Source organism: Cellulosimicrobium sp. NPDC057127 (assembly GCF_042670945.1).
GTDB lineage: Bacteria > Actinomycetota > Actinomycetes > Actinomycetales > Cellulomonadaceae > Cellulosimicrobium.
In genome coordinates, this window is record NZ_JBHUUP010000009.1 from 14,711 (window position 1) to 27,812 (window position 13,102).

A 13,102-nucleotide genomic window follows, 5' to 3' on the forward strand; every position below is an offset into this window, starting at 1 on the left:
GGTCAGCGATCAGGGACGGCGCCGTCCAGGGGGACGAGCCGCGCGAGCTGGGTGACGTGGCGCGGCTCGAGCTCGGCGACGCTCGTGACCTGGAGGAGCTTCATGGTGCGTTCGACCTGCTCGGTGAGGATCTGGATCGTGCGGTCCACGCCCGCGCGCCCGCCGGCCATGAGGCCGTACAGGTAGGCGCGGCCGATCAGCGTGAACCGGGCACCGAGCGCGCACGCCGCCACGACGTCCGCGCCGTTCATGATGCCCGTGTCGACCATGACCTCGACGTCGTTCCCGACCTCGTGCACGACGCGCGGCAGGAGGTGGAACGGGACGGGTGCCCGGTCGAGCTGGCGACCGCCGTGGTTGGACAGGACGATCCCGTCGACGCCGAGGTCCGCGAGGCGCTTGGAGTCCTCGACGTTCTGGACGCCCTTGACGACGAGCCTGCCGGGCCAGATCTCGCGGATCGCGTCGAGGTCCTCGAAGCCGATCGACGGGTCCATCGCTGAGTCGAGGAGCTCGCCGACGGTGCCACCGGTGGAGGTGAGGGACGCGAACTCGAGCTTGGGCGTCGTGAGGAAGTCGTACCACCACCAGGGGCGCGGGATCGCGTCGGCGATCGTCCGCAGGGTGAGCTGCGGCGGGATCGAGAACCCGTTGCGCTTGTCGCGCAGGCGTGCGCCGGCGACCGGGGTGTCGACGGTGAACATCAGCGTGTCGAACCCGGCCGCGGCGGCGCGCTCCGCGAGCGCGAAGGAGATCTCGCGCTGGCGCATCACGTAGAGCTGGAACCAGTTCCGGCCGTGCGGGTTCGCGGCCTTGACGCCCTCGATCGACGTCGTGCCGAGCGTCGACAGCGTGAAGGGGATGCCGGCTGCCGCTGCGGCGCCCGCACCCGCGGTCTCGCCCTCGGTCTGCATGAGGCGCGTGAAGCCGGTCGGCGCGATGCCGAACGGCAGGGCCGACGGGCCGCCCAGCACCGTCGTGGACGTGTCGACCGTGGAGACGTCGCGCAGGATCGACGGGTGGAACTCGACGTCGAGGAACGCCTGCCGGGCGCGGGCGAGCGAGATCTCGTTCTCCGCCGCGCCCTCGGTGTACTCGAACGCGGCGCGCGGGGTGCGGCGGCGCGCGACGTCGCGCAGGTCCTCGATCGTCAGCGCGGCGTCGAGGCGGCGGCGCAGCGGGTCGAGCTGCGGCTTCTTGAGCCGCACGAGCTCGAGGAGGTCACGCGGGTCGGGGAGCTGTCGGGAGGTCACCGGTCACCTCGGGGGTCGAGTCGGGCGGGAGGGAAGGCGGAGGCGACGAGCGCGCGCAGGTCGTCGAGGCCGCCGCTGACGAGGCCCGCCGCGCGGGCCTGGACCAGCACGTTACCGATCGCCGTCGCCTCGACGGGTCCCGCGAGGACGGGAAGGCCGGCGCGGTCGGCGGTCGCCTGGCACAGGAGCGTGTTCTGCGCGCCCCCGCCGACCACGTGGATCGCGGAGACGCTCCGGCCGGCGAGCCGGGCGGCGGTGCGGACGGCGTCGGCGAACCCCTGCGCGAGGCTCTCGACGATGCTGCGGACGACCTCCCCGCGCGTCGCCGGGACGGGCTGGTCGTGCTCCCGGCACCAGTCGGCGATGCGGGCGGGGATGTCGCCGGGCGGCAGGAACCGGGCGTCGTCGACGTCGAAGACGGCGACCGGGGCGGTCACGGCCGCGGCCTCGCCGAGCAGCTCCTGGAGGGTGCTCGACCGCTGGGCGGCCGTCGCGCCGCGGTCCCACGTGCGGATCGACTCCGACAGCAGCCACAGGCCCATGACGTTGTGCAGGAAGCGGGTGCGGCCGTCGACGCCGCCCTCGTTGGTGAACCCGGCGGCGCGGGCGTCCTCGGTGAGCACCGGGGAGTCGAGCTCGAGCCCGACGAGGCCCCACGTGCCGCACGAGACGTACGCGACGTCGGGCTCGGTGCTGGGCACCGCGACGACCGCGGAGGCCGTGTCGTGGGAGCCGACCGCGACCACGGGGACGTCCCGCCCGACGACCGAGGCCACCTCGGGCGTCATCCGCCCGAGCGCCGTGCCGGGGTCGACGAGCGGGGCCAGGACGCGCGCCGGGACGCCGACCAGCTCCGCGAGCTCGAGGTCCCACTCCCCCGTGCGCGGGTCGAGCAGGCCCGTGGTCGAGGCGTTCGTGCGCTCCGTCGCCTCGGTGCCGGTGAGCCAGTACGCCAGCAGGTCCGGCACGAGCAGCAGGCGGTCCGCGACGTCGAGGAGCGGCCCCTCCGCCGCGAGCTGGAACAGCGTGTTGAACGGCAGGTGCTGCAGGCCGTTCCGCTCGTACAGCTTCTCGGCGCCGATCACGCCGTGCACGCGCTCCACGCCGGCCGCCGTGCGGTCGTCGCGGTAGTGGAACGGCACGCCGAGCAGGCGGCCGTCGCGCAGCAGCCCGTAGTCCACCGCCCAGGAGTCGATCCCGACGCTCGCCAGCGCGCCCGACGTCTCGCGCTCGGCCGCCGCGACGCCGTCGAGCACCTGCCGGTACAGCTCGAGCAGGTTCCAGTGCAGGCCGTCGCGCGTGCGCACGGGCTCGTTGACGAACCGGGCGACGTGCCGCAGCCGCAGGTCGCCGCCGTCGACGTGCCCGACGATGACCCGGCCGCTCGTGGCGCCCAGGTCGACGGCGGCGACGCTCCCGCTGCGCCTCGTCACCGGAGGAACGCCGCGGCCACGCCCGAGTCGACCGGGACGTGCAGGCCGGTGGTCTGGGACAGGTCCGGGCCGGTGAGCGCGAGGACCGCGGCGGCGACGTGCTCGGGGAGCACCTCGCGCTTGAGCAGCGTGCGCTGGGCGTAGAACGCGCCGAGGTCCTTCTCGTCCACGCCGTAGACCGCGGCACGCTGGGCGCCCCAGCCGCCGGCGAAGATGCCGGACCCGCGGACGACGCCGTCGGGGTTGACGCCGTTGACGCGGATCTGGTGCTCGCCGAGCTCGGCGGCGAGCAGGCGCACCTGGTGGGCCTGGTCCGCCTTCGTCGCCGAGTACGCGATGTTGTTCGGGCCGGCGAAGAGCGAGTTCTTCGACGCGATGTAGACGATGTCGCCGCCCATGTCCTGCGCGATCATCGCGCGGGCAGCCTCACGGGCGACGAGGAACGATCCCTTCGCCATGACGTCGTGCTGGAGGTCCCAGTCCGCCTCGGTGGTCTCGAGCAGCGGCTTCGAGATCGACAGGCCGGCGTTGTTGACCACGAGGTCGACCCCGCCGAAGGCGAGCGCCGCGGCGTCGACCATCGCGGCGACGTCGGTCGCGGAGGTGACGTCGCCACCGACGGCGACCGCGACGTCCGGCCCGCCGAGGGCCTCGGCGACCTCGCGCGCGCCGTCGAGGTTGCGGTCCGCGACGACGACGCACGCGCCCTCGGCGGCGAGCCGCTCGGCGATGGCCTTGCCGATGCCCGACCCGCCGCCGGTGACCAGCGCGACGCGCGTCGCGAGCGTCTTCGGCTTCGGCATCCGCCGGAGCTTGGCCTCCTCGAGCGCCCAGTACTCGATGCGGAACTTCTCGGACTCCTCGATGGGCGCGTACGTGCTGATCGCCTCGGCGCCGCGCATGACGTTGATCGCGTTGACGTAGAACTCGCCCGCGACGCGAGCCGTCTGCTTGTTCCGCCCGAACGAGAACATGCCCACGCCCGGGACGAGCACGATCGCCGGGTCGGCGCCGCGGATCGCGGGGCTGTCCGGCGTCGCGTGCCGGTCGTAGTACGCGCGGTAGGCCTCGCGGTACGCGGCGTGCGCCTCGCGCAGGGCCGCGACCGTGTCCTCCACGGGCGCGTCGGCCGGGACGTCGACGACGAGCGGGCTCACCTTGGTGCGCAGGAAGTGGTCGGGGCAGCTCGTGCCGAGCGCGGCGAGCGGTGCCAGCTTCTCCCGGGCAAGGAAGTCGAGCACCACGTCGGAGTCGGTGAAGTGCCCGACCTGCGGCGCGTCGGTCGACGCCAGCCCGCGGATCGTCGGCGCGAGCGCGGCAGCCTTGGCGCGGCGCTCGGCCTCGGGCAGCGCCTCGCGACCCGGACGCACGGCGCCGAACGGGTGCTCGGCGAGCTCCGCGGTCCGGCGCGCGATGAACTCCTCCGCCGTGCGGACGATCCGCAGCGAGCGCTCCTCCGCCTCGGCCGAGGTGTCGCCCCACGCCGTGATGCCGTGCCCGCCGAGCACGCACCCGATCGCCTGCGGGTGATCGGCTGCGACGGCTGCAATCTCAACCCCGAGCTGGAACCCGGGACGGCGCCACGGCACCCACACGACCTCGTCGCCGAACACCTCGCGCGTCAGGGCCTCGCCGTCGGCCGCGGTCGCGAGCGCGATGCCCGCGTCCGGGTGCAGGTGGTCGACGTGCGCGGCGTCGACCAGGCCGTGCATGGCCGTGTCGATCGACGGCGCGGCGCCGCCCTTGCCGTGCAGGCAGTAGTCGAACGCGGCGACCATCTCGTCCTCGCGCTCGACGCCCGGGTACACGCCGGTCAGCGCGCGCAGCCGGTCGAGGCGCAGGACCGCGAGGTTCTTCTCGGTGAGCGTGCCGAGGTCGCCGCCGGAGCCCTTGACCCACAGCAGCTCGACGTCCTCGCCCGTCACCGGGTCCGTCGCCGTGCCCTTCGCCGACGTGTTGCCGCCCGCGTAGTTCGTCACGCGCGGGTCGGCGCCGAGCCGGTTCGAGCGCGCGACGAGGTCCGCGACCGGCCCGGCGGCGGTCGTCGTCGTGGTCGTGCCGGTCATCTCAGGCTCCCCATCCGGCCTGCGTGCCACCCACACGCTCGGCCACGATCGTCTCGGTGTAGCCCGACGCCGCGAACGCGGCCATCGGATCGGGCGCGAGGCCCTGCTCGGTGCGCAGGTCCGCGAGCAGCGGCCGCACGTCGGTGCTGTACGCGTCCATGAGCACGCCGTTCGCGGCGAGGACGTCGCCGGAGACCTGCGCGGCCTCGAGCGCCTCGGCGTCCACGAGCAGCGCCTTCGCCGTCGCCTCCTGGACGTTCATCACGGACCGGATCTGGCCCGGGATCTTCGCCTCGACGTTGTGGCACTGGTCGAGCATGAAGTTCACGCCGCTGTCCGGGGCCAGCGCCCCGGCCTGGACGATCTCGTGCATGATCCGGAAGAGCTGGAACGGGTCCGCCGCGCCGGCCATGAGGTCGTCGTCGGCGTAGAACCGCGAGTTGAAGTCGAAGGCGCCGAGCCGGCCCTGGCGCAGGAGCTGGGCGACGATGAACTCGATGTTCGTCCCGGGCGCGTGGTGGCCGGTGTCGAGCACGACCTTCGCGCGCTCGCCCAGGGCGAGGCAGTGCAGGAGCGACGTGCCCCAGTCGGGGATGTCGGTCGCGTAGAACGCGGGCTCGAAGAACTTGTACTCGAGCACGAGCCGGTTTTCCGGGTGCGCGGCCGTGAGGGCCGAGTAGATCTCCGCGAGCGAGTCCGCGAGGCGGTCCTGCCGCGCCCCGATCGAGTCCTGGCCCGGGTAGTTGATGCCGTCGGGGAGCCACAGCTTGAGCTCGCGCGACCCCGTGGCCGCCATGACCTCGATGCACCGCAGGTGGTGGTCGACGGCCTTCTTGCGCACGACCGGGTCCGGGTGCGTGAGCGAGCCGAGCTTGTAGTCGTCGTCCTGGAACAGGTTCGAGTTGATCATCCCGATCGACACGCCCAGGTCGGCCGCGTGCCGCGACAGGTCGGCGTAGTCGTCGACCAGGTCCCACGGGATGTGCAGCGACACGCGCGGCGCGACACCGGTGTACCGGTGCACCTGCGCGGCGTCCGCGATCTTCTCGTACGGGTCGCGCGGCACGCCCTGCTGGGCGAAAACCTTGAAGCGCGTCCCGGAGTTCCCGAAGGCCCAGGACGGCAGCTCGATCGCCTGCTGCCGCAGCGCGTCCCGTGCCGCCTCGATGCGGTCGCTCATGGTCCTCCTCGCGCACCGGTGCGCCGTCGTGCACGGCTGCGGCGGGCGTCCGCGCCCGTCGCCGTCGTGCTTGAATCGTTTCAACGAGCGTACGGGCGGTGGAGCCCCCGGGTCAAGGACGAGGACCGGGACCTCGCGGCGGCAGCGGTGGGCCGGCGAGCGCCTCAGGCCGTCGGGAGACCGGCCCTCTCGAGCTGCCCCTCGAGGTGGAAGACCTCGTCGAGCACGACGAACCCCTCGTCCGGGCTCCCGTCGGCCACGAAGAAGTCGCCCATCGCCGCCTGCCAGCGCGTGTTGACCTCGGTGCGCGCCATCGCCTCCTGCGCCGCCGCGTAGTCGTCCGTCTCGAGAAACCCGACGAGCAGGCCGTCCGGCCGCAGGAAGAGGTGGTAGTCCCGCCAGCCGGCGTCGCGCAGGGCCTCGAGCATCTCCGGCCACACCGCCGCGTGCGCGGCGCGGTACGCGTCGAGTCGGTCAGGGCGCACCTGCGACGTGAAGCAGACACGGACGGGACGACGGTCGGGCATCGATGGCCTCCGGGTCGAGCGGGTACCGCTGACGGCGATGAATCGGTTCAGCAGCCTAGCCGTCCCCGCCGCTCCGCGAGCGACGCCGCCTCTACTCCGGGAACGAGCACACCTGGAGCAGCGTCCCGTCCGGGTCGCGGAACGTGAACTCCGCGAAGGACGCGTCCGCACGCTGCACCGGGTCGACGTCCACGCCGCGGTCGGCCAGCCAGGCGTGCGTCGCCTCGGCGTCGGCGGCGTAGAAGTTGAACGCCGGGAAGTCCGCGGGCGTCGGGGAGCCGTCGTGCGAGCCCGGACCGAGCAGCGTGAGGGCGGTCTGGTCGACGTCGAAGGCGACGATGTCGTCCGCGCGGAACCGCACGGGCAGGCCGAGCACGTCGCGGTACCAGACCTCGGCCCGAGCCAGGTCGGCAGTGCGCACGAACACGGTGTCGATCCGCCCGAGCGGACCTCGCTCGGTGCGCTCAGCAGCATCCCCGTGCTCCGTCACGGGGCCGGGTCCGGGCTCGGTCGACGTGTGCTGCACGCGCTCTCCTGTCCCCGCGGGCGTTGGCTCGCGCGCGGTCCGATGTGCCGGGACGACCTCGCCCGACCGGGGCGGCCGCGAGGAACGGCAGAACCGTACCGGCACGGGAACGACGGGGACCGGGCGTACCGACGAACAGCACGCGAACGTCCGATGACCACCTCGGGAGGTCCGCCCGACGCGCATCGGTCCGTCCGGTGCGGGCGCTAACGTGCCGCGCATGAGCCCCTCTCCCTTGACCAACCGCGTCGGGCAGGTCTTCGTGCCGGTGCGGGACATGCCGGCGGCCGTGGCCTGGTACAGCGCCCTGCTCGGGCTGCCCCCGGGCACCGCGACGCACGAGGACCGGATCTACGACCTGCCCGCGCAGGGCGAGGTGGGCATCGCGCTCGACGCCCATCAGCCGACGTTCACCGCCGACGGTCCCCCGCGGTTCTTCTGGTGGGTGGAGGACCTGGACGCCGTGCGTGCGCACCTCGTCGCGCTCGGGGTCGAGCTCGTCCTCGACGTCACCGACATCGGCTCGGTCGTCATGCTCCAGTTTCGCGACCCGGACGGGAACCTGCTCATGGCCTGCGAGCGTCGGACCTGAGCCCCGGTGCCGCCGTGCGGCAGGATGACGGGCGAGAGCGCGCCGTCGGCGCGCCCGCACCGAGGAGGACGCATGACCACCGCGAGCCCGCGACGTCGCGCGTCGGTGAGTGACGTCGCCCGGCACGCGCAGGTCTCCGTCGGGACGGTCTCGAACGTGCTCAACCGGCCGGACCGGGTCTCGGACGCCACGCGTGAGCGCGTGCTCGCCGCGATCGCGGAGCTCTCCTTCGTCCCCAGCGGCCCGGCGCGTCAGCTCCGGGCCGGCACGATCACCACGGTCGGCGCCGTCGTGCTCGACATCGCCAACCCGTTCTTCACGGACGTCGCGCGCGGCATCGAGGACCGCCTCGCGCGCGACGACTACACGCTGATGGTCGCGAGCTCCGAGGAGGACCCCGGGCGCGAGGCGCGGTACCTGCGGCTGTTCGAGGAGCACGGCGTCCAGGGGGTCATGGTCGTCCCCGCCACGGACGACGTCGACCACCTCCTGGCGCTGCGTGCGCGCGGGGTCGGCGTCGTGCTGCTCGACCGGCCGTCGCCGACGCCCGAGCTGGCGTCGGTCGCCGTCGACGACGTGCGCGGCGGCGAGCTCGCCGCGCGCCACCTGGTGGAGCAGGGTCGCACACGGATCGCGTTCCTCAACGGGCCGCACGCGATCCGGCAGTGCGCCGACCGCCTGCGCGGCGTGGTGCGCGCGCTCGACGACGCCGGGCTCGACCCGGCCGAGCACCTCGTCGAGGTCACGCTCGGTTCCCTCAACGCCGACGGCGGCGAGGTCGCGACGCGCGCCCTGCTCGCGCGCGACGACCGCCCGACCGCCCTGTTCTGCGTGAACGACCTCGTCGCGCTCGGCGCGCTGCGGACGCTGCGCCGCGAGGGCGTCGACGTCCCCGGCGACGTCGCGGTCGTCGGTTACGACGACGTCGTGTTCGCCGGCGAGCTCGCGACCCCGCTCACCTCGGTGCGCCAGCCCACGCACCGCCTCGGCGAGCGGGCGGCGGACCTGCTCCTCGCGGGGACCGCCGCCCCCGCCGAGCACGTCGTCTTCCAGCCCGAGCTGGTCGTGCGCGCGTCGAGCACCGGCGGCTGATCCTCCTCGTCCCCGCCCGTGCCGCGCTCAGGTCCCGCCGGTGGGCACGACCGCCGTGTGCACGCACCGCCAGCCGCCGTCGCGGCGCACGAACGTGTCGACCGACCACTCCTCCTCGCGGAACGGCGTGCCGTGCCACGTGCCCGCCGAGACGCCGCGTGCGAGGGTGACCGCGACGTCGTCGTGCACGCGCACGGACACGAGCTGCGACGACATCTCGGTGTGCACGAGCTCGCCCAAGGCGACGAGCGCGAGGAAGCCCGCGCGCTCCTGCACGTCCCCGTCGGCGCCGGCGATGGTCCAGCCCGGGTCGACGAACTCGTCGATCGCCGCCGGATCGTTCGCCACGAGCGCGGCGCCCCATGCGCGCAGGAGCCCGGCGAAGCGGGCGTGGGCCGGCTCCGCCGGCTCGTCGTCGCGCGCGTCGGCCGCCGGGCCCCCGGTCACGCCGACGTCCAGAGGTTCCGCTCGGCCGCGGGCAGCTTCTCGACGGCGGCGCGTAGCGTCGCGGCGGGCATGGCGGCCGCGTGCTCGTCGAGGAAGGCGCGGAACCGCTCGGGCTCGACGTCGCTCACGACCCGCAGCATCCAGCCGACCCCGGTCTGCACGAACCGCGCGGGGTCGTCGCGCAGCCGCTCCGCGAGCGCCAGGGTGTCGTCGACCTGGCCCTGGCGCAGAAACGCCGCCGTGGCGACGACCGCGGCGCGCCGCCGGGGCCAGTCGGGTGCTGCGGCGAGGTCGTAGAGCGGGTTGCGCGGCCGGTCGAGCAGCCACGTGCCGAGCACCTGGTGGGCCGTCAGGTCGACGAGGTCCCACGTGTCGACGCGGTCGTGGCGGCGCAGGAGCAGCGCGACGAGCTCGGCGTGGCGCTCGGCCACGACCCGGCGCGCGGTCGCGGCCTTGCCCATGATCGAGCACGCGCCGGCGCGGACCTCGTGCACGCCGTCGTCGAGCAGGATCTCGATCTCCGCGACGGGCAGGTCGATCGCCGTCTTCGCGAGGGTGAACACGTCGCCCATGCGGACGCCGGCGAACGAGTCGTCGCCGGGGAAGAAGCGGGCGTACTTCCGGCGCTGCTCCCCCGTCGCGAGGGCGAGCAGCTCGGTGCGGAACGTCGCGGCGTCGCGCGGCGGTCCGGTCTGCTGCGCCGGTCGGGCGGCTGGCCCGCTCGCGGCTCGCCGGCGGGCGGCTCCTCGGGCCGGGGTGGCTGGCATTCTCGTGCTCTCCGTCCTGTCCGGCCGCGACGTCAGCGCGGCGCCATGCGGATCGCCCCGTCGAGGCGGATGACCTCGCCGTTGAGCATGGGGTTCTCGACGACGGCGCGGACGAGCCGCGCGTACTCCTCCGGCCGGCCGAGCCGGCTCGGGTGCGGCACCTGCGCCGCGAGGGACTCCTGGGCGGCCTCGGGCAGCGACGTCATCATCGGGGTGCTGAAGATCCCGGGGGCGATCGTGGCCACGCGGATGCGGTGCTGCGCGAGGTCGCGCGCGAGCGCGAGCGTCATCCCGGCCACGCCCGCCTTCGACGCGGCGTACGCGGCCTGGCCCACCTGCCCGTCGTACGCGGCGACCGAGGCGGTGTGGACGAGCACGCCGCGCTCCTCGCCGTCGGGCTCCAGCGCGTCGAGCCGCAGCATGCGCTCGGCCGCGAGGCGTGCGACGTTGAACGTGCCGACGAGGTTGACGTCCACGACGCGGCGGAACGCGTCGAGCGCGTGGACCCCGCTCTTCCCGAGCACCCGCTGGGCGAGCACGATGCCGGCGCAGCTCACGACGACGCGGGCGCCGCCGAGCTCGTCGGCGGCGTCGAGCGCGCGGGCGACGTCGTCCTCGCTCGTCACGTCCGCGGGGACGAATCGCGCCGCGTCGCCCAGCGCGTCGGCGACCGCCGCGCCGCCGGACGACGCCAGGTCCGCGACCACGACGCGCGCACCCGCCGCGGCGAGGCCCTCCGCGGTCGCGCGCCCGAGCCCCGAGCCTCCGCCCGTCACGAGCGCCACCGTGCCGTCGATCCGCATGCCGTGCTCCTCCGCTCCGTCGCCGTCGACCGGGCACGTGGCCCGACGTCAGCCTAACCAGGCAGGATGGGGACGACCCACGACAGGAGGCGACCGTGAGCCTGTACGACATCCCCTTCCGGGCGATGGACGGATCGACGAGCACGCTGGGCGAGCACCGGGACGAGGTGGTCATGGTGGTCAACGTCGCGTCACGCTGCGGGCTCGCGCCCCAGTACGCGACGCTCGAGACGTTGCAGCGGACCTACGGCGGGCGCGGCTTCCAGGTCATCGGGTTCCCCAGCAACCAGTTCCTTCAGGAGCTCGGCAGCAACGACGCGATCCGGGAGTTCTGCTCCACGACCTACGGGGTCACGTTCCCCGTCGTGGACCGCGTGCGCGTCAACGGACGGCACGAGCACCCGCTGTACACGGAGCTCAAGAAGACTCCCGACGCCGACGGGAAGGCCGGCCGGGTGACGTGGAACTTCGAGAAGTTCCTCGTCGTGCCGGGCGGCGAGGTGCACCGGTTCCGGCCGCGCACCGAGCCGGACGACCCGGCGGTCGTCGGCGTGATCGAGAAGCACCTGCCGCGCTGAGCGTCCGGGGCGACCCCGGTCTAGGTGGCCAGCGCCTCCGACGCCGTCGGCGCACCGGCACCGGGCTCGAGCGCGTCGACCTCAGGACCGGCCCGCAGGGCGACGATGGCGACGTCGTCCTCGCCCGGGCCGGGGAGCATGCGGGCGAGCGCGAGCTTGACCACGTCGTCCACGCTGACGGTGTGCGTGCCCTCGAGCGCCCGGGCCAGTGCGGCGACGTCGTCGCGGATGTTGTGGTCGCGGCGCTCGACGAGGCCGTCCGTGTAGAGGACGAGCGTGTCGTCGGGGTGGAGCTCGACCGTGTGCTCCTGCCGCGTCGTCGTCGGGACCAGGCCGATCGGGAGGTCGTTGAGCACCGGCAGGACCTCGACGGCACCGTGGCTGCGCACCACGAGCGGGGGGAGGTGGCCCGCGCTCGACCACCGCACGACGCGCTCCCCGCGCCGGCTCGCGTCCGGTCCCTGCTCGATGCGCGCCACGATCACGGTCGCGACCGCCGCGGGACCGAGCGCGAGCCCCTCGACGGCGGCGTCGACGCGCTCCAGCACGCGGGCGGGGGGCTCGCCGCTGTCGTAGCCGATGGCGCGTACGAGCCCGCGGAGCTGCCCCATGGTCGCGGCCGCCGTCAGGTCGTGGCCCACCACGTCGCCGATGACGAGCGTCGTCGCGCCGTCCCGGGTGACGAACGCGTCGTACCAGTCACCCCCGATGTCGCGCTCGAGCGCCGCGGGCTGGTAGTGGACGGCGACCTGGAGGTGGTCGGGCTCCGGCGGCTCCGCGAGCACCGCCTGCTGGAGCGCGAGCGAGACCTCGCGCACCTGGGCGGCCTCCTGCTCGGAGCGCCGGGCGCGCCGCCGCAGCGCGTCCAGCGTGGTGCGGAGCCGGACGGCGTCACGCAGCGCGGACCCGATGGTCGACGCGAGGACGGTCAGGTACCTCGCGTAGTCGCCGTCCCAGGGGCGGCCGGGCGCGGCGCGGAGCACCACGACGCCCGCGATGCCACCGGCCCGGCTCGGGTCGCGCAGCGGCTTGACGACCATCCCCTCGGCCGTCGCCCGCTGCCGCGTCTCGAGCGCGCGTGCCACGAGCGCCTCCTCCCGCGCGTCGCGCGCGCCACCGGTCTCGAGGATCACCTCGGGCCCGGAGCCGTTGACGTCGTAGAAGGCGGCCCGGGCGACGTCGGCGCACTCGCCCAGCACGCGGACCACCGGCCGGGCGAACGTCTGCAGGTCGCCGAACCGTGTCGGCAGGGCGGCGTGCAGCTCGCCGAGCGTCACCAGCCGCCGCTGGTTGACGACCTCCTGCGTGGTCTCGGCCGCGATGTCGAGGAGCCCGGCGATCCGCCCGTCGTCGTCGCGCAGGGCGCTGTAGGAGAACGTGAAGAACGTCTCCTCGTCGAAGCCGGACCGGTTCATCACGAGCCGCATGTCCTCGTGCCAGGTCGCCCTGCCGGTACGCAGCACCGCGTCGAACAGCGGGCCGACGTCGTCCCAGATCTCACGCCACACGACCCGCGCCGGCGCCCCCATGGCGCCCGCGTGCTTGTCCGTGCCGAGCATGGCCCGGTAGCCGTCGTTGTAGATCAGCGTCAGTTCCGGGCCCCACACCATCATGATCGGGAACCGCGAGGAGAAGCACAGCTGCACCGCGTGGCGCAGGGCGTCGGACCACGTGCCCGGGTGGCCGAGCGGGGTGTCCTCCCACGCGACCTCGCGCGCCTCCTGGCCGACGGCGCACTGCGACGTCGCGTCGACGAACCACTCTGCTTCCACGGAGGAATCGTACGGGCGCATCGGCCCACGACCCACGCCCGTCGCGTGCGTCCACGGCACGCGGGT

At 74.1% G+C, this 13,102-nt stretch carries 13 protein-coding genes; 3 read left to right on the forward strand and 10 right to left on the reverse strand.

Annotation, left to right across the window (positions count from 1 at the left end):
• Positions 1-2: 2 nt before the first annotated feature.
• The 6 genes from ACFTZA_RS10375 to ACFTZA_RS10400 form a co-directional block, all read right to left on the reverse strand.
• Positions 3-1,253 carry an alpha-hydroxy-acid oxidizing protein gene (locus tag ACFTZA_RS10375; RefSeq protein ID WP_378193823.1) on the reverse strand — a complete coding sequence of 417 codons (1,251 nt, stop codon included), beginning with the start codon at positions 1,251-1,253 and terminating at the stop codon, positions 3-5.
• Entirely contained in the window at positions 1,250-2,686 is a 1,437-nt protein-coding gene (locus ACFTZA_RS10380; RefSeq protein ID WP_378193826.1) for a rhamnulokinase family protein, read from the reverse strand. Before ACFTZA_RS10380 ends, ACFTZA_RS10375 begins: the two co-directional genes overlap by 4 nt.
• Entirely contained in the window at positions 2,683-4,752 is a 2,070-nt protein-coding gene (locus tag ACFTZA_RS10385) for a bifunctional aldolase/short-chain dehydrogenase (protein ID WP_378193829.1), read from the reverse strand. Before ACFTZA_RS10385 ends, ACFTZA_RS10380 begins: the two co-directional genes overlap by 4 nt.
• A 1-nt stretch (position 4,753) precedes the next feature.
• Entirely contained in the window at positions 4,754-5,932 is a 1,179-nt protein-coding gene (gene rhaI, locus ACFTZA_RS10390) for an L-rhamnose isomerase (RefSeq protein WP_378193832.1), read from the reverse strand.
• A gap of 164 nt (positions 5,933-6,096) precedes the next feature.
• Positions 6,097-6,459, reverse strand: coding sequence for an L-rhamnose mutarotase (locus ACFTZA_RS10395; protein ID WP_378193835.1), 363 nt, complete (start codon positions 6,457-6,459; stop codon positions 6,097-6,099).
• 91 nt (positions 6,460-6,550) lie between these two features.
• Positions 6,551-6,985 (reverse strand): VOC family protein, encoded by a 435-nt coding sequence (locus ACFTZA_RS10400; protein ID WP_378193838.1) that lies wholly within the window; start codon positions 6,983-6,985, stop codon positions 6,551-6,553.
• Between the two features lie 220 nt (positions 6,986-7,205).
• On the opposite strand from ACFTZA_RS10400, the gene ACFTZA_RS10405 reads away from it, so the two are divergent.
• Both ACFTZA_RS10405 and ACFTZA_RS10410 read left to right on the forward strand, forming a co-directional pair.
• Positions 7,206-7,577, forward strand: a complete 372-nt coding sequence (locus tag ACFTZA_RS10405; RefSeq protein ID WP_378193840.1) for a VOC family protein — start codon at positions 7,206-7,208, stop codon at positions 7,575-7,577.
• A 72-nt stretch (positions 7,578-7,649) separates the two neighbouring features.
• Entirely contained in the window at positions 7,650-8,669 is a 1,020-nt protein-coding gene (locus ACFTZA_RS10410; protein WP_378193843.1) for a LacI family DNA-binding transcriptional regulator, read from the forward strand.
• Positions 8,670-8,696: 27 nt separating this feature from the next.
• Here ACFTZA_RS10410 and ACFTZA_RS10415 read toward each other — a convergent pair whose 3' ends face one another.
• Genes ACFTZA_RS10415 through ACFTZA_RS10425 form a run of 3 tightly spaced genes read right to left on the reverse strand, consistent with a single transcriptional unit; the run spans position 8,697 to position 10,686 of the window.
• On the reverse strand, positions 8,697-9,116 hold the full coding sequence (locus ACFTZA_RS10415) for a nuclear transport factor 2 family protein (RefSeq protein ID WP_378193846.1): 420 nt from the start codon (positions 9,114-9,116) through the stop codon (positions 8,697-8,699).
• Positions 9,113-9,883, reverse strand: a complete 771-nt coding sequence (locus ACFTZA_RS10420; protein ID WP_378193849.1) for a DNA alkylation repair protein — start codon at positions 9,881-9,883, stop codon at positions 9,113-9,115. The genes ACFTZA_RS10415 and ACFTZA_RS10420 overlap by 4 nt, the downstream gene beginning before the upstream one ends.
• Positions 9,884-9,915: 32 nt before the next feature.
• On the reverse strand, positions 9,916-10,686 hold the full coding sequence (locus tag ACFTZA_RS10425) for an SDR family NAD(P)-dependent oxidoreductase (protein ID WP_378193852.1): 771 nt from the start codon (positions 10,684-10,686) through the stop codon (positions 9,916-9,918).
• Positions 10,687-10,781: 95 nt separating this feature from the next.
• Between ACFTZA_RS10425 and ACFTZA_RS10430 the strand changes: the two genes are divergently transcribed.
• Positions 10,782-11,264 (forward strand): glutathione peroxidase, encoded by a 483-nt coding sequence (locus ACFTZA_RS10430; protein ID WP_378193855.1) that lies wholly within the window; start codon positions 10,782-10,784, stop codon positions 11,262-11,264.
• A 20-nt stretch (positions 11,265-11,284) separates the two neighbouring features.
• Here the strand turns inward: ACFTZA_RS10430 and ACFTZA_RS10435 are convergent, their stop codons facing one another.
• Positions 11,285-13,036: a PP2C family protein-serine/threonine phosphatase gene (locus ACFTZA_RS10435; protein WP_378193857.1), complete on the reverse strand. Its 1,752-nt coding sequence runs from the start codon at positions 13,034-13,036 to the stop codon at positions 11,285-11,287.
• Positions 13,037-13,102: the final 66 nt, after the last annotated feature.